Annotated in this window: 31 protein-coding genes; 16 read left to right on the top strand and 15 right to left on the bottom strand. The window is 71.5% G+C overall.

The window, feature by feature from the left end; all coding sequences use genetic code 11:
- Positions 1-48: 48 nt before the first annotated feature.
- The 8 genes from ACWCWD_RS05840 (at position 49) to ACWCWD_RS05805 (ending at position 8776) form a co-directional block, all read left to right on the top strand.
- The gene (locus tag ACWCWD_RS05840) at positions 49-3681 is read left to right on the top strand and encodes a hypothetical protein (protein WP_450770569.1); all 3633 of its coding nucleotides are present in this window, start codon (positions 49-51) and stop codon (positions 3679-3681) included.
- Entirely contained in the window at positions 3678-5981 is a 2304-nt protein-coding gene (locus ACWCWD_RS05835) for a phage head spike fiber domain-containing protein (RefSeq protein ID WP_450770568.1), read from the top strand. Before ACWCWD_RS05840 ends, ACWCWD_RS05835 begins: the two co-directional genes overlap by 4 nt.
- An 8-nt stretch (positions 5982-5989) precedes the next feature.
- Complete coding sequence (locus ACWCWD_RS05830) at positions 5990-6412, top strand: hypothetical protein (RefSeq protein WP_450770566.1); 423 nt, start codon at positions 5990-5992, stop codon at positions 6410-6412.
- Entirely contained in the window at positions 6409-6906 is a 498-nt protein-coding gene (locus ACWCWD_RS05825) for a hypothetical protein (protein ID WP_450770565.1), read from the top strand. Before ACWCWD_RS05830 ends, ACWCWD_RS05825 begins: the two co-directional genes overlap by 4 nt.
- Positions 6907-6968: 62 nt before the next feature.
- Positions 6969-7754 (top strand): peptidoglycan recognition protein family protein, encoded by a 786-nt coding sequence (locus tag ACWCWD_RS05820; protein WP_450770563.1) that lies wholly within the window; start codon positions 6969-6971, stop codon positions 7752-7754.
- A gap of 2 nt (positions 7755-7756) precedes the next feature.
- Positions 7757-8020, top strand: coding sequence for a hypothetical protein (locus ACWCWD_RS05815; RefSeq protein ID WP_450770561.1), 264 nt, complete (start codon positions 7757-7759; stop codon positions 8018-8020).
- On the top strand, positions 8020-8454 hold the full coding sequence (locus ACWCWD_RS05810; RefSeq protein WP_450770559.1) for a hypothetical protein: 435 nt from the start codon (positions 8020-8022) through the stop codon (positions 8452-8454). Before ACWCWD_RS05815 ends, ACWCWD_RS05810 begins: the two co-directional genes overlap by 1 nt.
- Positions 8444-8776 (top strand): hypothetical protein, encoded by a 333-nt coding sequence (locus ACWCWD_RS05805; protein ID WP_450770558.1) that lies wholly within the window; start codon positions 8444-8446, stop codon positions 8774-8776. Before ACWCWD_RS05810 ends, ACWCWD_RS05805 begins: the two co-directional genes overlap by 11 nt.
- Before the next feature lie 178 nt (positions 8777-8954).
- Here ACWCWD_RS05805 and ACWCWD_RS05800 read toward each other — a convergent pair whose 3' ends face one another.
- Positions 8955-9305: a DUF6233 domain-containing protein gene (locus ACWCWD_RS05800; RefSeq protein WP_450770557.1), complete on the bottom strand. Its 351-nt coding sequence runs from the start codon at positions 9303-9305 to the stop codon at positions 8955-8957.
- A gap of 76 nt (positions 9306-9381) precedes the next feature.
- Here ACWCWD_RS05800 and ACWCWD_RS05795 point away from each other — a divergent pair, with 76 nt between their 5' ends.
- Positions 9382-9558, top strand: a complete 177-nt coding sequence (locus ACWCWD_RS05795; RefSeq protein ID WP_450770555.1) for a hypothetical protein — start codon at positions 9382-9384, stop codon at positions 9556-9558.
- A gap of 1 nt (position 9559) precedes the next feature.
- On the opposite strand, the gene ACWCWD_RS05790 is transcribed toward ACWCWD_RS05795, so the two are convergent.
- Positions 9560-9763, bottom strand: a complete 204-nt coding sequence (locus ACWCWD_RS05790; protein ID WP_450770554.1) for a hypothetical protein — start codon at positions 9761-9763, stop codon at positions 9560-9562.
- 43 nt (positions 9764-9806) lie between these two features.
- Positions 9807-9986 carry a hypothetical protein gene (locus tag ACWCWD_RS05785; RefSeq protein ID WP_450770553.1) on the bottom strand — a complete coding sequence of 60 codons (180 nt, stop codon included), beginning with the start codon at positions 9984-9986 and terminating at the stop codon, positions 9807-9809.
- A gap of 56 nt (positions 9987-10042) precedes the next feature.
- Between ACWCWD_RS05785 and ACWCWD_RS05780 the strand changes: the two genes are divergently transcribed.
- Positions 10043-10705: an HAD family hydrolase gene (locus ACWCWD_RS05780; RefSeq protein ID WP_450770551.1), complete on the top strand. Its 663-nt coding sequence runs from the start codon at positions 10043-10045 to the stop codon at positions 10703-10705.
- On the opposite strand, the gene ACWCWD_RS05775 is transcribed toward ACWCWD_RS05780, so the two are convergent.
- The gene (locus ACWCWD_RS05775; protein ID WP_450770549.1) at positions 10686-11909 is read right to left on the bottom strand and encodes a helix-turn-helix domain-containing protein; all 1224 of its coding nucleotides are present in this window, start codon (positions 11907-11909) and stop codon (positions 10686-10688) included. The genes ACWCWD_RS05780 and ACWCWD_RS05775 overlap by 20 nt on opposite strands.
- 678 nt (positions 11910-12587) lie before the next feature.
- On the opposite strand from ACWCWD_RS05775, the gene ACWCWD_RS05770 reads away from it, so the two are divergent.
- Positions 12588-12806 carry a hypothetical protein gene (locus ACWCWD_RS05770; RefSeq protein WP_450770548.1) on the top strand — a complete coding sequence of 73 codons (219 nt, stop codon included), beginning with the start codon at positions 12588-12590 and terminating at the stop codon, positions 12804-12806.
- Positions 12807-12853: 47 nt separating this feature from the next.
- Here the strand turns inward: ACWCWD_RS05770 and ACWCWD_RS05765 are convergent, their stop codons facing one another.
- Positions 12854-13087: a helix-turn-helix domain-containing protein gene (locus ACWCWD_RS05765; RefSeq protein ID WP_450770546.1), complete on the bottom strand. Its 234-nt coding sequence runs from the start codon at positions 13085-13087 to the stop codon at positions 12854-12856.
- Positions 13088-13202: 115 nt separating this feature from the next.
- Positions 13203-14282, bottom strand: coding sequence for a LuxR C-terminal-related transcriptional regulator (locus ACWCWD_RS05760; protein ID WP_450770544.1), 1080 nt, complete (start codon positions 14280-14282; stop codon positions 13203-13205).
- Positions 14283-14310: 28 nt separating this feature from the next.
- Here ACWCWD_RS05760 and ACWCWD_RS05755 point away from each other — a divergent pair, with 28 nt between their 5' ends.
- The 3 genes from ACWCWD_RS05755 to ACWCWD_RS05745 are packed head-to-tail and all read left to right on the top strand — an operon-like array spanning position 14311 to position 16040.
- Positions 14311-14520, top strand: coding sequence for a hypothetical protein (locus tag ACWCWD_RS05755; RefSeq protein ID WP_450770542.1), 210 nt, complete (start codon positions 14311-14313; stop codon positions 14518-14520).
- Between the two features lie 41 nt (positions 14521-14561).
- Positions 14562-14771 carry a hypothetical protein gene (locus ACWCWD_RS05750; protein WP_450770541.1) on the top strand — a complete coding sequence of 70 codons (210 nt, stop codon included), beginning with the start codon at positions 14562-14564 and terminating at the stop codon, positions 14769-14771.
- 12 nt (positions 14772-14783) lie between these two features.
- Positions 14784-16040, top strand: a complete 1257-nt coding sequence (locus ACWCWD_RS05745; protein WP_450770539.1) for a hypothetical protein — start codon at positions 14784-14786, stop codon at positions 16038-16040.
- A gap of 50 nt (positions 16041-16090) precedes the next feature.
- Here the strand turns inward: ACWCWD_RS05745 and ACWCWD_RS05740 are convergent, their stop codons facing one another.
- On the bottom strand, positions 16091-16417 hold the full coding sequence (locus ACWCWD_RS05740) for a chorismate mutase (protein ID WP_450770538.1): 327 nt from the start codon (positions 16415-16417) through the stop codon (positions 16091-16093).
- A gap of 180 nt (positions 16418-16597) precedes the next feature.
- Between ACWCWD_RS05740 and ACWCWD_RS05735 the strand changes: the two genes are divergently transcribed.
- The gene (locus ACWCWD_RS05735) at positions 16598-17485 is read left to right on the top strand and encodes a hypothetical protein (protein WP_450770536.1); all 888 of its coding nucleotides are present in this window, start codon (positions 16598-16600) and stop codon (positions 17483-17485) included.
- A 120-nt stretch (positions 17486-17605) separates the two neighbouring features.
- On the opposite strand, the gene ACWCWD_RS05730 is transcribed toward ACWCWD_RS05735, so the two are convergent.
- From ACWCWD_RS05730 to ACWCWD_RS05705, 6 genes are all read right to left on the bottom strand, one after another.
- Positions 17606-18754: an oxygenase MpaB family protein gene (locus tag ACWCWD_RS05730; protein WP_450771004.1), complete on the bottom strand. Its 1149-nt coding sequence runs from the start codon at positions 18752-18754 to the stop codon at positions 17606-17608.
- Positions 18755-18811: 57 nt separating this feature from the next.
- Complete coding sequence (locus ACWCWD_RS05725; RefSeq protein WP_450771002.1) at positions 18812-19837, bottom strand: polyprenyl synthetase family protein; 1026 nt, start codon at positions 19835-19837, stop codon at positions 18812-18814.
- 163 nt (positions 19838-20000) lie between these two features.
- The gene (locus ACWCWD_RS05720; RefSeq protein WP_450770534.1) at positions 20001-20273 is read right to left on the bottom strand and encodes a polyprenyl synthetase; all 273 of its coding nucleotides are present in this window, start codon (positions 20271-20273) and stop codon (positions 20001-20003) included.
- A 239-nt stretch (positions 20274-20512) separates the two neighbouring features.
- Positions 20513-22273, bottom strand: a complete 1761-nt coding sequence (locus ACWCWD_RS05715; protein ID WP_450770533.1) for a DEAD/DEAH box helicase — start codon at positions 22271-22273, stop codon at positions 20513-20515.
- A 184-nt stretch (positions 22274-22457) separates the two neighbouring features.
- A complete protein-coding gene (locus ACWCWD_RS05710; protein ID WP_003969786.1) occupies positions 22458-22661 on the bottom strand; it encodes a cold-shock protein in 204 nt (67 codons plus the stop codon).
- Positions 22662-22977: 316 nt separating this feature from the next.
- Positions 22978-23583, bottom strand: a complete 606-nt coding sequence (locus ACWCWD_RS05705; protein ID WP_450771000.1) for a helix-turn-helix domain-containing protein — start codon at positions 23581-23583, stop codon at positions 22978-22980.
- A gap of 166 nt (positions 23584-23749) precedes the next feature.
- Between ACWCWD_RS05705 and def the strand changes: the two genes are divergently transcribed.
- Complete coding sequence (gene def / locus ACWCWD_RS05700; RefSeq protein WP_450770531.1) at positions 23750-24412, top strand: peptide deformylase; 663 nt, start codon at positions 23750-23752, stop codon at positions 24410-24412.
- Between the two features lie 132 nt (positions 24413-24544).
- On the opposite strand, the gene ACWCWD_RS05695 is transcribed toward def, so the two are convergent.
- Positions 24545-25066, bottom strand: coding sequence for a pyridoxamine 5'-phosphate oxidase family protein (locus ACWCWD_RS05695; protein ID WP_450770529.1), 522 nt, complete (start codon positions 25064-25066; stop codon positions 24545-24547).
- Between the two features lie 131 nt (positions 25067-25197).
- Positions 25198-25965 (bottom strand): VWA domain-containing protein, encoded by a 768-nt coding sequence (locus ACWCWD_RS05690; protein WP_450770527.1) that lies wholly within the window; start codon positions 25963-25965, stop codon positions 25198-25200.
- Positions 25966-26171: the final 206 nt, after the last annotated feature.

The following is a 26171-nucleotide window of genomic DNA, read 5'->3' as shown; positions in this document are numbered from 1 at the left end:
CTGCTGGCTGGACGCCCACCAGCAGGCCCAGCAATCCGGAGGTGAGTGATGGCAACTCGCCTTACGTTCCTGATCGACGCCCGCGACGGTGCATCCCGCGTCCTCGACCGGATCGGCGACAATGCGACCCGCCTCGGCCGGCGCATGCTGACTGCGTCGATCAACGGCGAGGCGGCGATGAACCGCCTCGGGCGGTCGACCACGGACCGTATGGCCGCGATGGAGAGGAGCACCGGCCTCGGGGAGAAGGCGGCGTCCCGGCTGAAGGGCGCCCTCATTGCCCTGGGCCCGGCGGCGATCCCGGCTGCCGCGTCCCTTGCCCCGCTCGCGGCCGGAGCCGGTGCCGCCGCGGTGGCGGCTGGTGCCTACGCGGCGGCGCTCGGTCCGCAGATCTCCGCGATGACCGAGGCCGCCGAGGCGGAGAAGAAGTACACCGACGCGGTCGAGGCGTCCGGCGAGCGGTCCGAGGCGGCGGTCACCGCACAGCTGGACTACCTCCGCACCCTGGCCACCATGCCGCCAGAGACACGGCGCGCGGCGGCAGCTCAGTCTGTCCTGACGGATGAGTACAACGCGTGGTCGGACTCGCTGTCCGGAGACACGATGGGGCCGGTCATCAAGGGCATGGGCATCCTGACGGCCCTGCTGCCGAAGACCAGCGGGCTGGTCAAGGGGACCAGTGGCGAGCTGGACCGGATGGTCACCATCCTCGCCGGGGGCATGGAGTCCCCCGGGCTGGACGGACTCAACAGCAAGTTCACCGCGTTCGCCACGGGCGCGCTGGACCGCGTCAACGACGGTCTCGTGCGCCTGATGCGGACGGGCTCCTCGGGCAGGGTCGGCACCGGCCTGACCGAGTTCATGGACTACGCCCGCGAGCAGGGCCCAGTCGTCGCGGACACCGTGCACAACGTTGCCGACGCGCTGGTCAACGTGCTGCGTGCCAGTTCCGATGTTGGCGTCGGCATGCTCGACGTCGTCAACGCGTTGACCGGCATCGTCGCGGCCGTACCCCCGGAGGCCATCGCGGCGGTGCTCCAGCTCGCCCTCGCCATCAAGGCCGTGCAACTCGCAGCTGTCGGCATGGGTGCCGCACGAACCGCGATGGCCTCATTCGGTACCCAGCTCGTCGCGATGCGAGTAGCAGCAGCGGCAGCTCCGGGTCGGCTGGCTGCGGTCGGCGCCGCGATCGGCGCCTTGTCGAAGGCGGCCAAGCTGGCGGTGGCAGGCACGGCTATCGGGCTCCTGGTCCTGGCCGTCACCCAGCTGTCTCAGATGGGCAAGCAGGCGCCGCCGGACGTCGACCGGCTGACCACGTCTCTGGGGAAGCTGGCCCAGACGGGCAAGGTCAGCGGCGAGGCGGCCCGCGCTTTCGGGTCCGACCTCGGTGGCCTGGCCGACTCGCTGCGCGACCTGTCGCGCCCCGCGAACTACGACAAGTTCGAATCGTTCATGGCCGGCCTGATCGGCATGGACTCGGCGACGATGCGGGACGCGAAGGCGGATCTCGACTCCGTCGACAAGGCGCTCTCCAACCTGGTGCAGGGCGGGAAGACGCAGCTGGCCCAGGCCGCCTTCGATCAGCTCGCGGCGGCCATGCGCAAGAACGGCATGAGCGCGGGCGAGCTCCGCGGCAAGCTCGACGACTACCAGGCGGCGCTCGCCGACCAAGCCTTCGAGGCGCAACTGGCGGCACAGGCGCAGGGGCTCTTCGGGGCGCAGGCGCAGCAGGTGCAGGCGAAGCTTGACACCCAGAAGGCCAGCGCGGACGGGCTCCGCCAGTCGATCCAGGCGTTGAACGATGTGAACCGCGCTGGCCTCGGCGGGATGATCGGGTTCGAGGCCGCCATCGACGCTGCGGCGAAGGCGGCGAAGGACAACGCGGGCGCGCTCTCGATGTCGGGCGGCCAGCTCAACCTGAACTCGGAGAAGGCGCGGACCGCGGCCACCGCGCTGTCCGACCTCGCGGCCCGGACCGACGAAGCAACTGCGGCGGCCCGGCAGTCGGGCGCCGACTGGTCCGAGGTGAACGCGATCTACGACCGGGGCCGGTCGAAGTTGCTCGCCTCAGCGCAGGCGATGGGGCTGACCAAGGCGCAGGCGGCCGAGCTCGCGGACCAGATCCTGGCCACGCCGGACAAGACGGCGCGGATCAAGGGCAACCTGGAGGATCTGGAGGCGAAGCTCTCCTCCGCGAAGGCGCGGCTCCAGTCCGTTCCGGACTCGCGCCGGGCGGCGATCCGGGCGGAGATCTCCGACCTGCAGGCCAAGGTGGCGCAGGCCCGGGCGGCGCTCGGCACGGTGCAGAGCAAGACCGTCAGCGTGATGGTGCAGTACCGCTCGTCGAAGAACCCGAGCTCCTTCGCAACCTCGATCGGCGGGTACGCCTCCGGAGGCAAGCCGAAGCCGGGCGAACTCGCCTGGGTTGGCGAGGAGGGCCCGGAGCTGATGCGCTTCGGGTCTGGCGGGGCGGAGGTGTACTCCCACCGCGACAGCATGGCCATGGTGTCGAGCGCGGCGTCGGCCGGCCGTGACGCTGGGCTGGGGCTCCGGCGCGGCATGGCCGTGTCGACCGACGGCGTCGAGTCCTCCGGTCGCTCTCTCGGAGCGGCCATCCTCTACGGTGTGCGCGACGAGCTTCAGATCGCGTCCCCGTCGAAGAAGACAAAGGCGCTCGCGGCCGACGCGGGCAAGGGCCTCATCGTCGGCATGACCGGCTCGAAGGCGCAGATCAAGGCGACGGCAGCGGACCTGGCGAAGGACATCTGGGCTGCCTGGTCCGGGACGAAGAGCACGAAGGACAGTCGCCTCGTCGCCATGGTCAACCGCGACACGGCCAAGCTCCAGGGGCTGGCCAGCAAGCGGGACTCCCTCGCGGCCCAGATCACCGCGGCGCGGGCATACTCGGCCGAGCTGAAGACGTCCGCCCGGGACGACGCCAAGCTGAGCAACCTCGGCCTCTCCGACGAGGAGGTGACCGCCGGGTCGATCCAGGCCGGGCTCCAGCAGAAGCTGGCGAAGATGCGGCAGTTCACCAGCTACGTCACCACCTTGGCGAAGAAGGGCCTGTCCAAGGGTCTGCTCCGCCAGGTCCTCGACATGGGCCCGGACCAGGGGTACGCCTACGCGTCCGCGCTGGCCGGGGCATCGAGCACGGCGCTGAAAGCGATCAACGCCACCCAGTTGGGCATCGACCGTGCCTCGACCACCCTCGGGAACACCGGCGCCGACCTGCTGTACGACTCCGGGGCGAACGCCGGGAAGGGCTACCTCAAGGGGCTGCAGTCCCAGCAGGCGGCGATCGAGAAGCAGATGCTCACCATCGCCAAGGGCATGGACAAGGCGATCCGCAAGGCGCTCGGAATCAAGTCGCCCAGCACCGTCGCGGCGAAGAGCGGCGGGTACTTCACCCAGGGCCTCGGCGTGGGCGCCCTCGCTCAGGTGCCGTTCCTCGACCGGGCCATGGCCACGGTCACCGGCCGTATGGCGGCGGCCCGGCCGGTCGTCGGCCGCCCGGCGGTCACGGGCGGCAGGGCATCGGGAGACCAGCAGGTGATCAACCTTGGCGTCACGTTCTCCGGGGTCATCGACCGGATCGGCGCGGCCAAGGAGATTCAGAGGCTGCTTGCAGAGCTGGCCCTGACCACGGGCCAGCCCATTCGATTGGGGGTGACGGGATGACGCTCATCGTGGAGGCGGCGTTCGGCAGCACGCTTGCCGACGCCGTCGCCGGGTTTGTCGCCTGGACGGATATCACCCAGTGGGCTGGCACGGTCTCCATCACCCGGGGCGCCGAGTCTCAGCTGTCCCAGACGCAGGCCGGGACGTTGAGCCTGCCGCTCGACAACGCGGATGGCCGGTTCACCCCGGAGAACAGCGGATCTCCGTACTACCCGAACGTGGTGGACGGGGTGCCGATCCGGATCAGCGTAGCCACGGCCAGCCTGAACCTCCTGAGGAACCCGTCCCTGGAGGGGGACCAGGACACCGCCATGGACACCTGGGAGTGGGTCCAGTGCACCCCGGTCTCCGTCGGCACACCGGTCCAGTCCGGCAGCCGGGCGGCCCGCGTCGTCTGGGACACTGGGGCGGCGGGCGCGTCGTTCCAAAGCACGGTGTACGGACTGACCGTCGGCGCCCGGTACACGGCGAGCGTGTACGTCCGCGTCCCTGCCGGGGACGTGGCGGTGCGCATCCGGATGGGCGGGGTCACCTCGTCCGCGTCCGCAGTGAACGACACCTACACCCGGCTCAGCGTCACGTTCACCGCCACCTCCGTCGTCCTGCCGCTCCAGGTCATTCCGTCGACCGCGCCCGCCGCCGGTGACCTGGTGTACGTCGATGCCGCGCAGGTCGAAACGGGCGCAGTGGCCACCACGTTCGCTGCGACGGGCGCGCAGCTGCACCGGCGGTACTGGGGGCTGATCAACCAGTGGCCCGTCCAGTGGGAAGGCCTGCTCGCCGCGTCCGCCATCACGGCCACAGACATCTTCTCGGTGCTGTCCCGGGCCGAGGATCAGATGCGCCCGATGCTGGTCCAGGAATCCCTGGTGTGGGGGCCGCAGGCCCTGTGGATGCTCGACGAGGTGGCTGGCTCCGCGTCGGCCGGCGACGAGGCGGGATCGGGCGGCGCCGGAACGCTGGCCGTCACGCAGGCAGGGGCGGGCGGGACGTTGGCGTTCGGGTCGTCGTCCGCCCCGCTCGGCCTCGACGGCGCCCCGATGCTCACTCCGGCCAGTTCCACCGCCGGCCAGTTCCTCCGGGGCGCGACCGGCGCCGACTTCCGAGCCGGGACGTTCAGCCCGTGGCTGTGCGAGGTCTGGTTCCAGACCTCGCTCGCCGGTCGTGCGATTCTCACCCTCACCTCAACCGCTGGCGACTCCGTCCTGCTGATGTACCTCAACGCCACTACGGGGTACCTGACGATCGAGACGCAGCAGGCTGGCACGCTGGTCACCACCACCGTGACCAGCGTTTCCCTTGCAGACGGCCGGTGGCACCACGTGGTGTACAGCAGCGCCCTCGGCGAGGTGTACGTCGATGGGGCCAGCCTCGGCGCCTACGCCGGAATTCAACAGGTCAACGACCTGACCACCATCACCGTCGGCGCGACCCACACCGACAAGGCCATCTGGTCCGGTTCGCTCGCCGGGATCGCCCTGTACGCCGACCCGACGATCACCGCCTACGACCTGGCCCTGCACTACGCGTGCGGGACGACCGGGTACGCGGGCGAGACCGCCGACGAGCGCGCGCACCGGCTCGCCGCCTACGCCGGGATCCCATTGCGGGACACCGGCATTTTCACCACGGGGATTGCCGAGCAGGCGGCGCTCGGCTCGACCGCCCTTGATCACCTGCGGGGCGTCGAGACCACCGAACAGGGTGTCCTCGTGGCCGACAGGGACGCACCGTGGCTGTGGCTCCAGGGCCGCAGCGTCCGCTACAACCCGAACGCCACCCTGGCCATCGCGTGGGCTGATCTAGAAACCGGGGATGTCGAGCTGGCCTACGACACCCAGCGCGTCATCAACTCGGTGACCGTCACCCGGCCCGGAGGCGCAACCCAGCGACTCGTCAACGCCGCGTCGCGCGCCGCCCGGGGGCCGATCGGCCGGACCGTCGACACGCTCGCCATGGACGACCTGGTCACGTCCGACCTCGGGTCCTGGCTGCTCCAGCGGTACGCCGCCCCGCACCCCGAACTCCGCTCGCTGACAGTCGAGGCGTACACCCTCGGTCTGACCGCGTACCGGCAGTGGCTCGCCGTGGACATCGGCACCCCGCTGACCGTGACCGGCCTGCCCGCGCAGGCGCCCACCTCCTCGATGGGCGTCACCGTCGAGGGCTACACCGAGACCATCGGCGACCAGCAACACCGCCTCGCGTTCCACACATCACCCACCGCGCTCGCCACCGTGTGGGTCCTCGATGACCCCGTGTACTCCGTCCTCGGGTCCACGACCCGATTGGCATTCTGAGGAGCCCCATGCCCCGCATCGTCCCTGTCGTCCGTGCCGAGACGGTCTACACCCCGCCGGCACCGCAGCCGCTCAACGCCTGGGCGGACGTCCCTGGCGCCGAGCTGGTCTACTTGTACATGGAGTCCCGGACCGGGCGCCCCATAGAGCGGCCCGTAGAGGACACCGGCGACACCTACTACGCCCGGATCAACCAGAACCGATGGCTGGCCGACTGTGACTGCGGGTCCGCGCAGGTCATCTCCCCGACCGACCCGCGGTACGGGTGCGTGGTCTGCGGGTGGGGCTGGGTGACGCTGGTCTTCCCCGAGGACGTTGCGGCCGTCGAGGCGCAGATGCTGCTGGAGCCGAAGCCTGCGTACCGGAACTGGTGGCACCCGGACGACCCGCGCAACCCGGACCGGCCGATCGAGCCGGAGGTGACGCCGTGACGTTCTCTCCGAGGACGTGGACGGTCGGCGAGACTGTCACGGCCGCGCAGTTGAACCAGGAGATCCGCGACCAGTTCGCGTCGATCCTCGACGCGTGGACCGCGTACACCCCGACGTGGACCGCAGCCACCACCAACCCGGTCCTGGGGAACGGAACGATCGTCGGCCGTTACCTCAAGGTCGGCCGGACAATGCAGATCCACATCGAGCTGACGATGGGCTCGACCACGACCTACGGGTCCGGGGCCTGGACGATCAGCCTGCCCGTCGCCGCAGCGTCCGGCTCCGGCACCCGCGTCGGCGTCGCCCACGCCCTCGGGTCCATCCGCGTCGCCGGGAACACCCAGGTCGGCGCGACATCAACGTCCATCACCACGTTTTTCCCGGCCAGCACCTCGGTCAGCAACCTCTCGAACGCAGGCGCCACGAATCCCTTCACGTGGGCGGCGACCAACACCCTGCGCATCGATCTGACCTACGAGACCGCGAGCTGACCCAGCCCAACCGTTCCGCCCCGCGCCGCTGGCCCGGGGCCTCCTGCATGTCTGGAGACCTGATGGCCTGGTATCCGAGAGCCACGAAGTACGAGCTGCAACCCGAGTCGGACGCCCAACCGGCGATCCGGCCGACGCAGTTCATCGTGCACTCGATCATCGCCCCGTGGACGGCGAAGCGCGTCTTCGAGTACTGGCGTGACAGCACCAACCTGGAGTCCCACTTCGGCATCGGCTACGAGGGGGACGTCGGCCAGTTCATCGGCACGCAGACCCGGGCCGACGCGAACGCCGGCGCGAACCTGCGGGCCGACGGCACCGGGGCCGTGTCGGCGGAGACCGCGTCGAACACCGAGGGCACCGACCCGTGGACCGACGCCCAGGTCGAGGAGCTGATCCAGCTCGGCGTGTGGCTGCACGAGACGCACGGCATCCCGCTGCGGATCTGCCGCACCCACGATGACCCGGGGTTCGGCTACCACTCGATGTTCCCCCAGTGGTCAACGTCCGGGACCGCGTGCCCCGGTGCCGTCCGCATCGCCCAGTTCAAGACGGTCGTGTTCCCCGGCATCGTCGCCCGCGCCACCGGCGCCCCCGTACCCACCAACACCACGTCCGAGGAGGACGAGATGACCCCTGCCGACATGGCGAAGCTGGCCGACCTCGTGGTCGACCGACTGCTTGCCGCCGACAAGTTCGACGCCCCGGCGGACGCCGCCGACTACAGCGCGGACAAGAAGTCCCCGCAGCACTTCTGGTCCGGGCGGAGCGTCTTCAGCGACCTCGTCACCCGGGTCCGCCGCATCGACAAGACCCTGATCGCCCTCGCCAAGAAGCTGGAGGCCTGACCATGTCCGAGACCCCGTTCCCGCTGCCCAGCACCGAGACCGTCCTGAAGACCGCCGGGACCTACGCCCGCGACCTCGGCGAGCGCGTCGTGTCGACCGGGCTGGAGGCGTTCGTCGGCGCCCTGGTCGTCACCGCCCCGTTCGACCTGTCCATGTGGGAGTCCGCCGCGACCGCCGGGGCCGCCGCCGGGTTCGCGGTGCTGAAGGGCGTGGCCGCCCGGCTCCGCGACGTGCGCAACAGCGCCAGCCTCGCCCGGGGCGTGTAGTGCGGGCCGCCCTGTGGCGGCACCTCGGCTGGCGTGGCCTCGCCCTGGCTGGGACCGGCGCTGCCTGGGTGGTCGTCGGTCTCGGCCTGCTCCTTACCGACCGGCCCGCGGTGCGCGCGGGCGCCGGGCCGCTCATCGACCTCATGTGCATCCAAGGTTGGGGCGGGGTGTGGATCGGCTGCGGGCTCCTCGGCCTGGCCGCCGGGCTCCGTCGTCCCGGCCGGGACGTCTGGGGGTTCGGCGCGGTCGCCGGGCCGCCCGCGTGGTGGGCATTGGCCTACCTCGCGGCGGCCGTCAGCGGCCGGTACCCGCCCGGGTGGGCGACCGTCCCGGTGTACGGGGTCATCCTGCTGCTGCTGGTCATCGTCGCCGCGCTCACGGGGAGGCAGAGGCGCATCTGTACGTGCGAGAGAGGAGGGCGATGTGGGCGGTGAGGACTCGGTCTTCGGCGTCATCGCAGCGGCGATCGGGGGCCTGGCCGCGATCCTCGTGGCGCGGATTTCCCGGCCGGGCCCCGGGGAGGATGAGGACGAGCTGAAGGTGTCCCCGGAGATCTGGCAGCGGTTCGAACGGCTGGAGCGGAAGGTCGACCATTTGACGGCGCTGGTCGAGACGAAGAAGGCGGAAGTCAGCGCGCTGGAGAAGCTCCTCCGGTCCGCCATGCGGATCGTCCGCCGGCAGCAGCGCCGTCTCCGCGCGCACGGCGACCGGCCCGAGGAAGTCCCGCTGGAGCTCATCCCGTACAGCATCGACTGACCACCACCACGCCCCCGTCCTGGCCACCTCGGCCGGGCGGGGGCGATTCGTCGTGCCTGACCTGCGGTTCTGCCCTATAAGAATGCGCGGAAAGTAACCGCACCTCGCGGCTCAGCCAGCGCACCCTGGCGCCGGTGGCGAACCGCAGGCCGCAAAACCCCGCAGCTACAGGGACGGGTCAGTCCCGCCGGAGGAGCACCCGCTCGGGCTGGCAGACGTCGCACGGGGGCGTCCCCGCCGCGAGATGGGCGGCCGCGTCCTCCCGGGTGAGCGGGCGCATCTCGGCGCCGGACGCCCAGCAGTCGCCCCGGTGGATCTCCTCGTCCGGGCCGAGCCCGATGCGCGCGGCGCCGAACGCCGGGGTGGCGGCGCGCCGGGGCGCGGACGGCGCGGCGGCGCGGGCGGGTTGCTGCACCGGGGCTGCCTGCCGCTCGGCCGCCGCGAGCGCCCGGTCGACCTCGGCGAGCTGGAGCGCGAGGTAGGTACGAAGGACGCGGAGGCGGTCGGCATCGGGTGGCAGATCGGGCATATGTTCGAGTCTACGACCGGGTGCAGACTCCAGCATTCCGCTCCGGGGTCGCCGCCCCGCCCGGCACCATGAGCCCATGACCGACACCACCGTCGCCCCCGCCGGCCGCGCGCTCTGCCTCGACTGCCTCGGTGCGGGACGGGTCGCCAACCCCTACGCGCACACGTGCAACAGCCCCGCCTGCCAGGACCCGGCGGTCGTCCAATGCCCCGAGTGCGACGGGCAGGGCACCGTGGCCGCGCAGAGCGCGTAGGTCAGGCGTCCGACTCCTCCGGGTGCCGCACGAGCCGCTTCAGCGACTTCTCCACCTCGTACCGGTTCTGCCCGGTCGCGGCGGCGTGCGCGGTGATCGCCGCCTGCACGGCCGCGGCGGTCGACACGGTCAGCCGCCCATCCTGCTGCTCCGCCCAGGCGGCGCGTTCCAGCTCGATCAGTTCGTCGGTCAGTTCGATTGCCACGAGGCGGATCGTAGCCGCGTCACTCCGGCCACTCACCCGCAGGTCATGCCGCTTCGGCGGTGTCCCCTCGGACGGCCGCAGTCCACTCGCCGAGGAGCCGCTCGTACTCGCGGCGCCCCTCCGGCGAGAGCCGCCCGCCGCCGCGCTGCCACAGCGCGCGGATGTCCGCGTTGACCGCGGGCAGCGGGCGCGCAGGAGCTGCGTCGGACCGGAGTGAGGGCATGCGGTCAGGATAGGGGTCGGCTCCGGCTCTACGGGAGAGGTGCATAGGATCCCGCCATGATTCGAGCAGTCGTATTTGACGTCGGCGAGTGCCTGGTGGACGAGACCAGGGAGTACGGCACCTGGGCTGACTGGCTCCACGTGCCCCGTCATACCTTCGCGGCGATGTTCGGCGCCGTCATCGCCCAGGGCCGCGACTATCGGGACGTGTTCCAAGAGTTCCAGCCCGGCTTCGACCTCTACGCCGAGCGCCAGGCCCGCGCGGACGCGGGCCAGCCCGAGCACTTCGGCGAGGACGACCTGTACCCCGACGTCCGCCCCGCGCTCGCACAGCTCCGGGCGGACGGCCTCTGGCTCGGCATCGCGGGCAACCAGACGGTGCGCGCCGGCGGAATCCTCCGAGAGTTGTTCACTGCCGACGTCGACCTGATCGGCACCTCGGACGACTGGGGCGCGAGCAAACCGGACCCGGAGTTCTTCGTCCGCGTCGCCGAGGTCGTCCCGGCCGAGCCCGGCGAGATTCTGTACGTCGGCGACCGCGTCGACAACGATCTGAAGCCGGCCATCGCGGCCAGGATGAAGACGGCTCTCATCCGCCGGGGCCCGTGGGGAACCATCCAGTGGTCCACCCAGGAAGCTCGCAACCTGCCGACCTTCCGCATCGAGTCTCTCGCCGAACTCGCCGACTGCATCGCCAAGTTCAACGCGCAAGGGCGCTGACGGTCGTCGACCACCCGTAGAGCCTGTCATCGAGGTCACGGACGCACTGCTCGTGCTGGTGCGGGGCCAACGTCCGCCGGACCTCGCGCACCCGGTCCATGCCCGTTGCGTACCAGGTGATCTCCAGCTGGTCGAGGGCCTGGCAGGCGTAGGTGCAGGCGGCCTCCGGCTGTCCAGCGGCCGCCTCCACGGCAGCAAGGTCGCCGAGGAGGACGCTCCGCTGCTTGTCCTCTGCGGCAGGCAGCTGGTCCAAGGCCTGATGCAGGGTCGCCCGCGCCTGGGGCAGGTGGCCGGCGGCGAGTTGGGTGTTCCCCTTGAAAGCGAGCAGCCGGACAGGTGAGAACCAGTCCAGCCAGCTGGGCGACTGCTCGTCGCCGCCAGCCGCGAGCACGTCCTCGCCGTGCGCGATCAGGTGCAGCGCGGTGCGCGTGTTCCCGGCGCGGGTCTCGCACTCGGCCTCGACCGCGTCGAGCCAGGCGAGGAGCTCGGCGCTGGCCGGGCCGCGCCGGGCATAGGTCCGGGCAGCCACCATCCGCTCAACCGCGTCCTCGCGGCGGCCAACCCAGGCGGGGATGAAGGCGGTGTGCGCGAGGATCGCGGCGCCGAGGAGCGCGTCGTCCGCCTCGCCCGCCGCCTGGAGCGCGCGGAGCCAGGTGGCCGAGGCACGGTCCGGCTCGCGCAGGTCGAAGAACTCAATGCGGCCGGCCAGCAGCCACGTCTCCGCAAGGGCTTCCGCCACCGTGGCACGGGTCTGCCCGGCGGTTTCAGGGAGCAGCGCGCACCCCAGGGTGGCGTGCGCAATGGCCGCCGGGTGCAGGGTGGCTGGGGCGACGGACCAGTAGAGGCGGCGGTGCGAGCGGGTCACGGCCGCGAAGTCCTGCGCGACCGAAGCAGGTTGCATCGTGGCGACCGCCTGCGAAGGGACGGCCGCCAGGCCAACGGCGGCGACCGTCGCCCCGACGAGACGCCGGCGCACGGGGTCGACCCCAGGCGGAGGGGTGAAGCCCAGACCGTCGAGGTCTTGGCCAAGGACGCGGACGAGCGCCTGCTGCATGTCCGGGCGCGGCCACGGTGGGGTAGCACCCTCCCATCGGCGGACCTGTCGGACGTCGACGCCGAGAGCTTCAGCGAGGGCCTTCTGTGAGCGGTAACCCGCAGCAAGGCGGGCCGACTTGAGACGGTGGTTACTGGACGTCGGTGGCACTCTGCTCCTCCTGGGTAGCTCGCTGCTCCCAGTGTCACAGCACGTCCTCACCCTGACCACTCATCACTCGAACTGCCGTATCAAAGTCCTTTTCTGCGCAGTCAAGAGTCCCCCCAAAGTCCTCGGAATGAATCTCGTTGCGGGCAATGCTGAGCTCCCGTCACCGAGACCGAGGAGATGCGATGCCACGACCCGCCGCCCGAGAAGAGTGGGCCGCAATCCGCGTACCCCGCAGCGTTGGCCTCGACGCCGTCGGCATCCTCGGCATCCGCTCCGGAGCGGTCCTCGCGCACGATGAGGCCCTCTACTGGTTCGTTTCCCCGGCCATCGTGCCCGACTGGGACGTACCCGGGACTCGTCCGATCGGCGTTGCGGCCCACCTCGTCATCCCGCCCGAGCGTCGGACGGAGGGGCCGGGCCCACACTGGCGCGTCTGTCCCGGACCCGGGGCGTGGACGACGGATGCCGCGGCCCTGCGCGCCGCACTGGAGGACGCGATGAGCCCGCGGGCGACACGAGCGGCGGTGGCACGATGAAGCCACACGCTGAGCAGCTTGGCGCCGGGGACCGCGCGTACCGCGCTTGGCTCTTCCACACTGAGCAGTGTTCGACGTGCCGCGCGAACGCGGCTTGTCCCACCTCGGTACGCCTCGGCCGCGCCTGGCGGAAGGTTCGCCGATGACCTTCCCCCGGTACTGCGTCGACTGCGACCGCACGATCGCCAGCAACGCCATCGTCGTCTCCGAGGGACACTCGGCGTCGGGCGCCCGCGAGGACGCCTACGCTCACCCGGCGGGCGACCCGGCGTGCACCGTCCGGCGGGCGTCGCCCTCGATGCTGCACCAGCAGCTCGACGCGATGCCAGCCCCGGCACCGAGGCCTGGGCCGCGCCGCTGAGCTCCTGCCCGCACCCGAGGTCGGCGGCGGCCGGGGTGCAGGCAGGGTTACCGCACGAGGTCGCTGAGCCGGATCTCCAGCGCGCGGCAAATACGGAGGAGGTCCGAGAAGCGCGGGTCGTTCGTCCCGCGCTCTACGCGGTGGACGGTGTCCCGAGAGATGCCCGCTCGCTCGGCAAGCGCCTCCTGGGTCAAGTTCTGCCGCATCCGCTGCTCGCGGGTCCGGTCGCCGAGGAGTCGGCGCTCGGAGAGGAGCCAGGGCGGATGATCTTGGGACGGCACTCGACATACGCTTGCCGCCGCATAAGCTGATGTCAGTAGCTACGTAGCTGCTTTTTTTGATCTTGAACGGCGCACCGCTCCGCAGCAAGATCGCGAGGTGAGGGGGTGCCGGATGCTACGAAGGCTGCCGATCCCTGCTGCTCGCCCACCATGCCATCACCTGGTACAGCGTGCGCATCCCCAACTTCTCCCGCAGTTGGCTCAGTTCACCAGTCACGGTGCGCTCGGAGATCCCCAGCCGCTTCGCTGCCTGCTGCTTGTTCCAGCCAGCCTCAAGCTCACCAAGGATCTGACGCTGCCGATCGGTCGTCACGCTGCCTGCCCGCGGTTTGGCGTCGCCCCACCGGACACCCCTGTCCCACAGGGCCTCGAAGACGCGCTCGGCCCACGCCACGCTGGCCCGGTCGGAGACGTGCCAGCCCGCGTCGGGACCCGCCCCGCTGACGACGTGGTTGTCGACAAAGAGGTGACGCCCATCGACGATCATCAGCCGAGGGAAGACCCCGCTGAGTGTCCGCACTTCGGCGCCAGCGTCGATAATCTCGGAGACGTAGGACGCCGTCTGGTTGTGGCTGACGGCCGCACTGGCGTAGAGGCTTCGCACAGAGACCCCCGCCTCCAGGGCGCCCACCACACGCCGTGCACCCATTGCCACGACCGCAGGGTCTCGATCCGCCGGAGCGCCCGGCTGGGCTGTCAAAACGGACTCGGCGGCACTCGCCGAGACGTCCCCTATGCGGGCATTCATCCCATCCCTGCTGGGGAGGAATTCGGAGGCGGGGCCACCGTACATACGGTGTGGGTCGTAGGCGTCCGTGAGCGACTCCAAGGCGGGGACGTTGTGTATCCGGTCGACCAGCGCCCGGAGGTCGTCCAGTGCGCCGCCAAGCAGGTCGTGAGCCACGGCGCGCGGATCATGCGCGACCCAGGTGCCGTGCGGCTGGCGCTCAATGAGGCCGAGTTCGGCAAGCCGATCGGTCACGGGGCCGGGCTCGACGGAGTCGCCAGCCGCCACGGCCTGGTATGTCGCAGCCTCAAAAGTGCTCAAACTTTTTCTCAACATCCGCACATCCCCCATGTGTTGCGCTTGCGTGAATCGGCAAGTGCCCATTCTGGCACGAGGAAACCGACCAAAGCCCTGGTTTCTCACGCCCGCCGCATGCCAGTATTTCGATGCCGCAACATCATCGAGCATATGTTCGAGTCACTTGGAGGGCGTCACCATGAAGACCCGCATCCGCATCCTGGCCGCGAGCGCGATCCTGGCCGCCGGCCTCGCCGCCACCGCCATCCCGGCCTCCGCCGAGGAGACCAGCACCACCACCCCCGTCGCCACCCCCGCCGACCTCGGCTGGGGCAGCACCGGATCCGACGCGGCCACCCCGTCGCCCACCCCCACCACCGTCCACCCGCTCGACCTGGGCTGGGGCTGACCTACCGCACGACCACACGGCAACGGGGAGATCGAATGTGTGTGCACGTCCTTATCGCTGACCTTCCGGCCGGCATCCTCGCCTCGGCGGATCGGCAGCCCGTGCACACGCAGGTGTACGCGGACACCTCCCTCCTCGTCGGCGGTCAGATGACCGCCGACGGGCGGGTCGCCATCGAGCAGGCTCTCGCCGCAGTCGGCGGCGAGAGCCTCGCCTCGGCCAGCCCCTGCTCCCTCCGCCTCGCGAGCTGAGGGGAGACGGCGATGGCGTACGCGGAGAAGGTCTACAAGGTCCGCAACGGGGTCAAGACGAAGGCATTCACCTGGCGGGCGGTCTACAAGAAGCCCGACGGAAAGCCCGGATTCAGGCCCGGCTTCCCCACCGCGAAGTTGGCGAAGGAGTGGGGTGGGGAGCAGGAGACTCTGATCCGCGCCGGGGCGTGGGTCGATCCCAAGCTCAGCCAGACGCAGCTCGGCGAGTTCGTACGCGAGTGGATGGCGGTGCAGACCCCGCGCGGGCGGACGACGATGAACCGCTGGGAACGCCTCGACGCACACATTCTTCCGAAGTGGGAGCACACTCCCCTCATCGCGTTCAACTGGTTCGACGTTGAAGCGTGGGCCCGAACCATGACGTGCGCCCGCAGCACCACGAAGGACAGCGTGCAGCTGCTCACGAGGATCCTGAACGGTGCGGTGGACAAGCGGTACCTCCAGGTCAACCCATTGGCTGGCCGACGCCTCACCGGCCTACCGCCTGACCCCGCCCCGAAGAAGTCCGAGGAGGAGTTGTGGGCACCCACCGAGGTGGTGCTCCAGCTGGCGCGACGCCTCGGCCCCGCCTACGGCCTCCACGTGCTGACCACTGCCTTCACGGGCCTCCGGTGGGAGGAGCTGGCCGGCCTGCACCGCGACAACGCGCTTCTGGAGCGACAGCAGCGGTACGCGGGCGGGACGTTCACGTGTCCGATCATCCGGGTCGACCCCGATGTGGGCGCCCTGGCCGAGTACTACAAGCGGACCGAGGAGGGGAAGCGGAAAACCTTCCGCGGGTTGGAGCCTCCCAAGAATCCGAAGTCGGCGCGCGCCATCGACGTGGCGCCGTTCCTCCGTATCCTCCTGGAAAAGCATCTGGCGGAGTGGCCGTATGAGTGGGTGTTCTGCACGCCCACGGGCAAGTGGTGGTGGAGAAGCGAGTGGTTCCGGATCATCCGGCCTGCTGCCGACGGGCGGGACCCCCGGCCGAAGGCGCGGGGGACCGCCCTGAAGGAAGGGTGGGACCCGATCATGCCGGGCCTCACGATGCGGGCGCTGAGGCACACTCACGACACGTGGCAGGCCGAGGACGAAGTGAATCCAGTGCTCGCCCACGAGCAGTCGGGGCACAAGTACCCTGGCATCAAGGGCACCTACCAGCACCCGACGCCGACGATGCGACAGCATCGGCTGGATGCGTTCGAGCGTCGCTTCGTCAGGGCCATGGAGACGTTGGGGTGGCAGGAGATCTGGCCCGGAAGTTGATCTCCTAAATTCCCCCTAAACGGCCCCCTGGGAACGGGATCTGATCTTACTCAGAGGCCGTCCTCCCCTTTGCTTACAGCCTCCTCCGCGATCCGCTCGTGGTGACGAATTACTTCAGCGACGATGAAGTTGAGGAGCTTCTCCGCGAAGGCCGGGTCGAGCTTGGCGCTGCCGGCGAGCTGGCGGAGCCGCTCGATCTGCCGCGCCTCGCGCGCCGGGTCGGCGGGCGGGAGCTGGTGAGCTGCCTTCAGGTGTCCCACTTGCTGGGTGCACTTGAACCGTTCGGCGAGCATGTGGACGACGGCGGCGTCGATGTTGTCGATGCTCTCGCGCAGCCGGTTCAGTTCGGCGCGTACGGACGGATCGATGTCGTTCATGGTCGACGAGCTTAGACGTAGCGCGCCGGAGGGTGGGCGTCGGTGGGTGGTACGGGCCCGGGGCCGCCGCGACGGCACCTCACGGGCCCCGGCCGTCCGGCCGGCGCGTGCCCGTACGGACCCGGCCCCGTACGGTGGAGGGCGAGCGGCGACGGGGGCCGCCTACCGGGGGGTGGGGACGTGACGGAGGACGGTCGGCCCGGGGAGCCGGTGGTGCGTGGCTTTCCGCATCTGGGCACGGTCAGGGATTCGATCACCGCGCTGTACCGGCGGATGGGCGGCGCGGGGGTACGTGCGTTCGCGGGGAGCCTGCCGGCGGCCGAGGTCGCGTTCGGGGACGCGGAGGAGTTGTACGGCGGGGCGCAGCGGGTGGCCCTGGCCGCGGTGTCGCATCTGCGGCTGCCCGATGCCCGGATGATCGTCGGTTTCCGTCGGATGGAGCACGCAGCGACCGTCGAACTCACGCCGGGTCCCGAGTACTTCGTGGAGCTGAACGACCGCTTTCGGTCCAACCGGCGTGATGTGGGTGCGGCGTTGGTGCACGAGGTCACCCATGTGCTTTTGCACCGGATGGGGTTGGAGTTCTCCGGCACCCGGGAGAACGAGATACTGACCGACACGGTGGCGGTGTATCTCGGGGCGGGCTGGCTGCTGCTGGACGCGTTCCGCGAGGATGCGCTGACCCGCCAGAAGCTGGGTTATCTGACGCCGGAGGAGTTCGGGTACGTGCTGGCGAAGAGGTCGCTGGCGTTCGGCGAGGACCCCTCGCCGTGGTTCACCAGCCCGCGGGCGTACCAGGCGTACACCGAGGGCCGGTCCAGGGCGCTGCGGGATCTGCGGGTGCCGCCGCTGCGGGCGGCGGGCGGGATGAGCAGGATGCGGTACGCCCGGGACCGGCACCGGGCGGTGGCGGCGCCCGGCGCTCCGTACGCCTTCGAGGGCGGCGGTCCTGAGCGGCGGGTGCTGTTCGACTGCCCGACCTGCCATCAGCGGCTCCGGGTTCCGGTGCGCGGCCCGGTCCGGGCGCGGTGCGGGGTGTGCGGGACGCAGTGGGCGTGCGACACGTGAGCCGGGTCGCGCGCGGCCCGGCCGGCCGGACGGAACGGGCCCGCTGGACGAAACAGCCCGCCGGACAGGCCGCCTGACGAAACCAACCGGTCGGACGGGCGGCCGGACGGAACAGGCCGGTCAGACGGCCGGTCCGACGACCGGGGCGGGCGGGGTCCAGCGCCGGGTGCGGGGGACGGCGGTGGAGAGGCCGTAGTCCTTCTTGAGGTGTTCCGGGATCGCGTAGTGCATGACCCGGCCCCGGGTGAGCGAGGAGAGTTCGAACAGGGTGGTGAGGTGGCCGAGGCGGTCCAGGGCCCACGCGCCCAGGGGTGAGCGGTCCTCGATGGTCTCCAGTACGTTCATCAGGGCGGGGGCGGCCTTGACGACGGTGTCCCAGGGGGTGCGGGCGACGCCGAGCCAGTCGGCGCAGGTGTCGCCGATCAGGTGGCGGATCAGCGCGGAGACGACCGGGTCCAGCAGGGTTCCGGGGACCACTTCCTCGTACAGGTCGATCAACTGCCGGGTGAGGGCGACGCCTTCGTCGCTCGGGCCCATGTGGCGGGTCATGTAGAGGTCGGAGAAGGCGCGGGCCTGGCCGAGGTCCTTGGGGGCGTGTTCCTGGTCGACGCCGAGCATCGCGCCGACGACGCGCCAGGCGTAGTGGTAGGCCTCCGCGCCCTCGACGCTCATGTGGATGCCGAGCCGGTGCAGGGCGTCCAGCACCTGCATCGAGAACATCATCTGGCCGCCGATCATGTCCTCCTGGCAGATCGGCGTACCGAGGGCCGCCGTGTCCCAGCGGCCCTCGCGCCGCAGGTGGTAGCGGATGGAGGCGTGCAGGAGGCGGACCTTCTGGGCGGCCGGGAGGAAGCGTCCGCCGGCTTCGAAGGCGTCGGGCTGCATGAGGTAGACGGTGAACTGCCCGGTCTCCGCCATGCGCTTGGAGGGGTAGTTCAGCGAGTGCGTCGCCGACAGGAGCTTCGCGATGTGCGGGACGACGTAGCAGGCGGGCATGGCGGCGAAGGAGAGAGCGGTGGAGATGTGCACGTTGTTGTCGATGAAGAAGAGCCGCGCCTTCTCCATCTCCTCCCAGTCGACCCAGGAGGGCGGGCTGCTCGTCTCGTGGAGGTACGCGCGGGCGACGTCCGGCAGCCCGTCCGGGAGGGGCTGTCCGGACACGGAGACGTACCGCATCAGGGTGTTGAACTTCCCCGTCTCGCCGCGCTCGAAGAGGGTGGCGACCGTGGCGTCGGCGAGTTCGTCGCCGCACTGGCGCAGCGCGTTCATGGACTGCTCGGTCGGGTACACGGGCGGCTCCTCGGGTGGGGCGAGTCTGCGGGGGCGTCAGGCGGGGCGGGTGGTGACCGCCGTGGCCAGGTGGGTGAGGGCGGCGTGCGCGGGGGCCGGGAGACCGGCGTCGTCGAGCGCCCGGGTGGCGAGGGTGACGCGGTCGCCGATCATGCGCTCGACGCGGGCGCGGGCGCCGGTGGACTCCACGACGGCGCGTACGAGGCCGAGTTGGGCGGTGGTGAGGCTGCCCCGCCCGAGGAGCCGGGAGAGTTCACGGCGCTCGGCGGGGCCGGCCGCGGTGAGGGCGTGGGCGATCAGCGCGGTGGGGCGGGCGCCGGTGATGTCGTCGGTGTTGGCCTTGCCGGTGTGCTCCGGTTCGCCGAAGAGGCCGAGGAGGTCGTCGCGGAGCTGGAACGCCTCGCCGAGCGGCAGCCCGTACTCGGTGAAGGCGTCGCGCAGGGGGGCGTCGCCGCCGCCGAGCGCGGCACCGATGTGCAGGGGGTGTTCCACGGTGTACTTGGCGGTCTTGTACCGGATCACCTTCAGGGACTGCCGTACGTCGGGCGGTCCGGCGGTGCGCAGGATCTCCAGGGCCTCTCCGGCGACGAGTTCGCGGGCCAGCACGCCCCAGAGGGGGCGGGCCCGGGTCAGGTAGGCGCCGGGCAGGCCGCAGCCGGTGAAGAGCTGTCCGGCCCAGGACATGAGCAGGTCTCCGGCGAGCATCGCGAGCGAGGCGGCGCGCGGGTTCACCCGGGTGCCCCGGGCAACGGCGGAGCGGAGGGCGACGTGGGCGGTCGGCAGGCCGTGCCGCAGCCGGCTGTCGTCGATGATGTCGTCGTGGACGACGGCCGCCGCGTGGACGAGTTCCATGGCGGCCGCCGCCCGGACCATGGCGTCGCTGTCCGGCTGCCGCGCCGCCCGCCAGCCCCAGTAGCAGAACGCGGACCTCAGCCGTTTGCCGTGGGCGGTGGCGTCGGACAGGACGGCCGCGAGCGGGGCGAGGTCCTCGTCGACGGCGAGCAGCGCCTCGGTCTCCGCGTCGGTGAACCGCCGCAGCTCCCGGTCGACCCGGGCCCGCAGCGCGGCGAGCTCCGACGGCTCGGGGGCGGCGGGAGCGGCGGGGGCGGGGCGGGGGGCCGCCGAGGGTGCGGCGGCGGGCTGCCTGGGCCTGGGCAGGGGTACGGCGTGGGACGGCGGCCCCGCCGCGGTGTGCGGGGCCGGACCGGGGGCGAGGCGTACTGGCTCAGGCACCGGGTCCGCCCGCGCCCCGGGTACGGGCGTGGCGCGCGAGGATCTCCAGGTGCGCGGGGCCGGTGCCCACCCGGTCGAGCGCCAGGCGGCCGCGCGCCCGGAGGTCCTGCTCCCCCTGCTGGGCGAGGTCGCCCAGGTCGGAGCGGCCGAACAGACCGCGGGCGGCGGTCCAGGCCGCGCCGCAGGTGGTCAGGGCCAGATCGGCCAGACCGGCGGCGAGCAGGACCGGCCCGCTCCCGCCGTCCTCCCGGGTCTCCGATGTCATGTGGGTGCCCGCCCCTCCCGTACGGCGCGCCGCCGCTCCGGCGCCGCTTCGGTGGGCAGGCTGCCCCGGTGGAGGGCGGCGGAAGCGCCGGCCACCCCATGTGGTGATCACTCGTTCGCCCGTACTACTCCGGGCTGGTCGGCCTCGGCGCTCCCTCGCACAGCACACTCCCCCGCACAGCACGACGCCCGGTCCGGAGAACCGGACCGGGCGTCGCTCAGTGGTGAGGCTGCCGAGCCTTACGCGGCGCGGCGGCTGCGGGGTGCGCCCCCGCCGTTGCCGCCGTTGCCCCGGCCCGCCCCGGCGGGACGGCCGGAGCCGGTGCCGGTACGGCCCGAGCCGCCCGTGCCCGTACGGCCGGAACCGGTGCGGCCGGCGCTCGCGCCCGTACGCCCGGCGCCCGCACCGCGGGACTCGCCGCGCTGCGACCCGGCGGAGGCTCCGCCGCGACCGCCGCCGTTGCCCGTGCCGCGTGCGCCGCCGGTGGTACCGGTGGCGCTCGCGCCACCCGCACCCGCACCGCCCGCGCCACCCCGGCGGCCGCGGCCGCGGCTGCCCGAGCGGGTGGTGGTGCCGGTGCCCGGCTGGCCGCCGGAGCGGGTGCGCTGCTTCGGCGGGGTCGGCTGCGGCACCTCGATGACGACGGCGATGCCGGAGGGCTCGCGGGCGCCGGTGATCCGGCTGAGCTCCGGGTCGCTGGAGGTGATGCGGGTGGTGTGCGGGGCGATGCCCGCGTCCTGCATGAGGCGGGTCATGTCCCGCTTCTCCTCGGGCAGCACCAGCGTGACGACGCTGCCGGACTCGCCCGCGCGGGCGGTACGGCCGCCCCGGTGGAGGTAGTCCTTGTGGTCGGTGGGCGGGTCCACGTTGACGACGAGGTCGAGGTCGTCGACGTGGATGCCGCGGGCCGCCACGTTGGTCGCGACGAGCGCCGTGACCTGGCCGTCCTTGAACTGGTCCAGGGTGCGGTTGCGCTGCGGCTGGGACCGGCCGCCGTGCAGGGCGGCGGCGCGGACACCGGCGGCCAGCAGGCGCTTGGCGAAACGGTCGGCGGCACGCTTGGTGTCGACGAACATGATCACGCGGCCCTCGCGGGCGGCGATCTTCGTGGCGACGGCCTTCTTGTCGGTGTCGTCCAGCACGTGCAGCACGTGGTGCTCCATCGTGGTGACGGCGCCGGCCGACGGGTCGACGGAGTGCACGACCGGGTCGGTCAGGAACATCTTGACCAGCCGGTCGATGTTCTTGTCCAGGGTGGCGGAGAAGAGCATCCGCTGGCCGTCCGCCTCGACCTGCTTGAGCAGGGCGGTGACCTGCGGCATGAAGCCCATGTCGGCCATCTGGTCGGCCTCGTCGAGGACCGTGATGGAGACCTCGTCCAGGCGGCAGTCGCCGCGCTCGATGAGGTCCTTCAGGCGGCCCGGAGTGGCGACGAGCACCTCGGCACCGCGCCGGAGCGTGGCGGCCTGCTTGGTGAGGGACATCCCGCCGACCACGGTCGCCAGGCGCAGGTTCACGGAGGTGGCGTACGGCGTGAGCGCGTCGGTCACCTGCTGGGCGAGCTCGCGGGTCGGGACCAGCACGAGGGCCAGCGGGGCGCGGGGCTCGCTGCGGCGTCCGGCGGTACGGGCCAGCAGCGCGAGGCCGAAGGCCAGCGTCTTGCCGGAGCCGGTACGGCCGCGGCCGAGGATGTCCCGGCCGGCGAGCGAGTTCGGCAGGGTGGCGCCCTGGATCGGGAAGGGGTCGGTGACGCCCTGAGCGGCCAGCGTCTTCAGCAGCGCGGCGGGCATGTCCAGCTCGGCGAACGCCTCGACGGCGGGCAGAGCGGGGGTGAGGGTCTCCGGCAGGGCGAACTCGCCACCCTGCGGAGCGGCGGGGCGGCGGCGCGCGGGGGCCTTGCCGGCTCCCCGGCGGGCGGGGGCGGCCTGGGACTGGCCACGGCCCCGTCCACTCGGCTGACGGTTGCCGGCCGGGCGGTCCTGGCGTTCGAAGCGGGTCATACGGAATTTCCCTCCTGGGGGATTCCTGGGTCGCTGCGACATGCTCTTCGGACCGCTTTCATGTGCGCCCCAGGATGCGGCACATGGCGGGTGCTCCGGTGACAGGACGTCCCGGAGACAGCACAAACCGGGGCCCGCACCGTGAAGGTGCGAGCCCCGGCTGCGAGGTACGCGTCCGGCCGAATTAGGCGGGGACGATGTTCTCCGCCTGCGGGCCCTTCTGGCCCTGCGTGACGTCGAAGGAGACCTTCTGGCCCTCCTGGAGCTCACGGAAGCCCGAGGTGGCGATGTTGGAGTAGTGGGCGAAGACGTCGGCGCCGCCGCCGTCCTGCTCGATGAAGCCGAAGCCCTTTTCCGAGTTGAACCACTTCACGGTTCCAGTAGCCATGTCATTCTCCTAAAAGAGGTGCAGTGCCGAGAATCCGCACTTTACGAATTCCAAGTCGCCGCATTGAGCCCCATCCGGAGAAAGCCGGAAAACAATAATGCGCCTGAGGAAGCATTCCCGTCAGGCGCACATAAAGTTCATGGGTACCAAAACTGCAACTGGAACACCGTAGCACGTCCTCCCGGCGAGCGGTGGATCTTGAGGCTCCGGATCTCGGAAACTTGCCCGCCGGGGGCCCGCGCGCCCGCCACCGGGCGGTTGTGGCGGGTCGCGGAGAGACGCGGCTCACCCGGGCGACCGCACCCCTCCCCCGGCGTCAGGCGTCCGGGCCGCCCTCGGGCAGCAGCGGGAAGAGCCGTGTGACGACGGCGACGGGGAGGGCGCCCTCGGGGCGCGTGGCGGGGTCGCGGTCGCGTTCCCGGTACCCGGCCAGCAGCCGGGTGACGAAGGCGGCGACTTCGGCGGCCTCCTCCGGGGTGAGGTGGACGACGGCACTGAAGGACGGGTCGCCACGCCAGGACGCCGGGGCCTCGTCCCGGTGGGCGAGCCAGTGCCGGTAGCTCTCGTCCTCCAGTCCGCGGGAGAGCACGTCGAAGGGCTCCGGCACGGGCGCTCCGGCCGGCCCGGCACTCGACGCCCCCCTCTTGGCCGCCGGCCTGTCCGTGCCGGGCCGGGCGGGCTCACCGCTCCCCCACCGCAGCCGCCACGGCTTGGCCCGGCCGTGACTGTCCGGGACCTCCTCGATCAGGCCGTGACGGGCGAGCTGCCGCAGGTGGAAGGAGCAGAGGCCGGAGCTGTGGCCGAGACGGCTCGCGGCCTCGGTCGAGGTGAGCGTCCCCCTCTCGGCGAGGAGGTCCAGCAGGGCGAGGCGTAGCGGGTGGTCGGGGAGCGACTCCCCGGCACCCTCGCGCGGGACCTCCACGACTGGGGCGGCCTCGGCCGGGGCGCCCTTGCGCGGGGTGCGGTTCTCTGCAATGTCCTCGTCGGTCACTTTGCAAAGTCTGCTACTTTGCAAAGCATCTGGTCAAGCGCTTTCGGCCGTGGCGTGCGCCCGGCGGGCGCCACAGACGCGAAGGGCGTTGATCTTCATGACGGACGCGTTCGACGGGCCCCGTCCGGGCGGCGGGGTACGCGTGCAGGGGGTGCCCGTCGCCTCGTATCCCCGGCGGGTCCCGGAAGCCGTGCGGGGTGAGGTGCGGCGGATCACCGTCGTCGGCGAGGAGGTACTGCACCGCCCCTGCCGGGAAGTCACCGCCTTCGGCACACCCGGGCTCTCCCGCCTGATCGACGACATGTTCGCCACCAACGAGGTGGCCGAGGGCGCGGGGCTGGCAGCCAATCAGGTGGGCGAGGACCTGCGGCTCTTCGTGTGGGACATCACGGACGACTGGGGCGTGCGGCACGTGGGCCATATCGCCAACCCCGTACTCGACGAACTCTCCGCCGGGCAGCGCCACTTGGCCGATGAGGCGGAAGGGTGCCTCTCCGTGCCGGGCCCCTACCGGACGGTGCCCCGCCCCGACCTCGCCGTCGTACGGGGGACGGACAAGGACGGTGCGCCGCTGGTGATCGAGGGCCGGGGGTACTTCGCACGGTGCCTCCAGCACGAGACCGACCACCTGGAGGGCCGCCTCTACCTCGACCGGCTCGCCCGGCGGGAGCGGCAGTCGGCCCTGCGCGAGATGGCCGTGTCGGCGGACGCGGTGCACGCGCGCCGGGCCGCCCGGGCGGCCGGACTCGGCCGGGGGTGAACGGACGGGGCCAGGGGGAACGGTCTGGGCCGGGGGGGACCGGACTGGGACGAGGGGCGGCCGGACGGTGCCGACCCCCGGCCCCCTCTCCGGCCGCCCCTCCCCCTGCGACGCCGGAGACCACGCCAGGCCTCAGCCCACCGGCCCCTCGTTCCCCCGGCGGACCGTGCGCAGCTCGCGGCCCGGGGTCCAGGAGCGGACGACGAGCTCCTCGCCGTCCATGCCGGTGTGGACCACCTCGGTGATGTCCACGCGGAAGAGGTGGAACGGCTCGGGGGGCGTGGCCTCCTCGATGAAGCGGGCCAGCAGGGCGGGGTCGGTGACCTCGATCGCGCGGCCGGCGACGCGTACGTCGCCGTCGGCCATCTCGGCGTCCGGTCCGGGGTTCGCCTGGATCGCGAAGCGGGGGTCGCGGAACAGGTCGAGGGCCTTGCGGGAGCGGGGCATCATGCCGAGCAGCATCTCGCCGAAGCGGAAGTCGGCCTCCAGCCCGGAGACCCGCGGCGACCCGTCCTTGCGGAGGGTGGCCAGGACCTGGTGGCGGTAGAGGCGGAAGCGCTTCTCGGCGGTGGCGGCGAACCCGGGCTCGGCCGCGTGGAAGTCCGCCCAGGTGGTGGGGGTCGTGGGGGCGGGGGCGGGAGTGTTCGGTGTCATGCCTCCCATCGAAGCGCCTCATCCCGACACCTTCTGTCAGGATTTCCGGCGGGTCACCGCAACGGGTGCGGAGGCCGGGGGCGTCCGGCCGCGCACCCTCGAAGCGCCCCTGCGCGGGACGCCTCCCCGGGTCACCCCACGATGCCGCGCTCCCGGGCCGCCGCGAGCCACAGCGGGAACTCGGCCACGAGCCGGTCGTAGAGCTCCTCGTCGGGGACGGTACGGGGGTCGGGCCCGGCGTGGAAGTACCCGGCGTTGTCGACCACGCGCTTGGCGGGGACGGCGAGTTCGTCGAGTTTGCGCAGGAAGTCGAACTGCGTGCTGCGGGTGTTGCCGAACCCGACGAACTGCCAGAACAGCGGAAGTTCGGCGGCCTTGCAGAGGTAACGTTCGGCCGCGAGTTTGTTGATCGGGCCGCCGTCCGTCTGGAAGACGACGAGAGCGGGGGCCGTGGAGCCGCTGTCGAGGTAGTGGTCGATGACCGCGTCCATCGCCAGGTGGTAGCTGGTCTTCCCCATGTGTCCGAGGCTCGCCGCGATCGCGTCGACGCGCCCCTGGTGGTTGTCGAGGGCGATGTCGGTGACGGCGTCGATGTCGGTGGAGAAGAAGACGACGGGGACGCGTCCGTCGTCGTCGAGATGGGCCGAGAGCCCGAGGACCTGGTCCGCGAGGGCCTGGACGCTGCCGTCCTTGTAGTAGTCCTTCATCGAGCCCGAGTAGTCGAGAACCAGGTAGACCGCCGCCCTGGCGCCGTCCATACCGCGCTTGCGCAGGGAGACGCCCGCCCTCTTGTAGAGGCTGACGAGGCCGGGCGCACGCGCCGCCACCTTGTCGAGGGAGAGCGCGGGGCCCGTGCCCGCATCCACACCCGTGCCCGTGCCCGTGGGTGATCCGATCATGCTTGTCTCCGTTCTGTTCCGATCCGGTCCGATCCGGTCCGACCCCGAGCGACCAGGTCCGGTCCCGCCGGACACCGGCTCACCGCTCCACGCCTGCCCGGCAAGGGGGTTGACGGTACCGCCGCCACCCCAGGCTGCCATCCGGCACCCGGGCGCCTGGCCCGAATTCCGGGTTCGCTATCTTGATCGCCGCCGTCACCTCGGCA

Source organism: Streptomyces sp. NPDC001493 (genome assembly GCF_053597235.1).
Note: the sequence above shows the minus strand (reverse complement) of the source record. Positions and strands in the feature narration are given on the sequence as shown.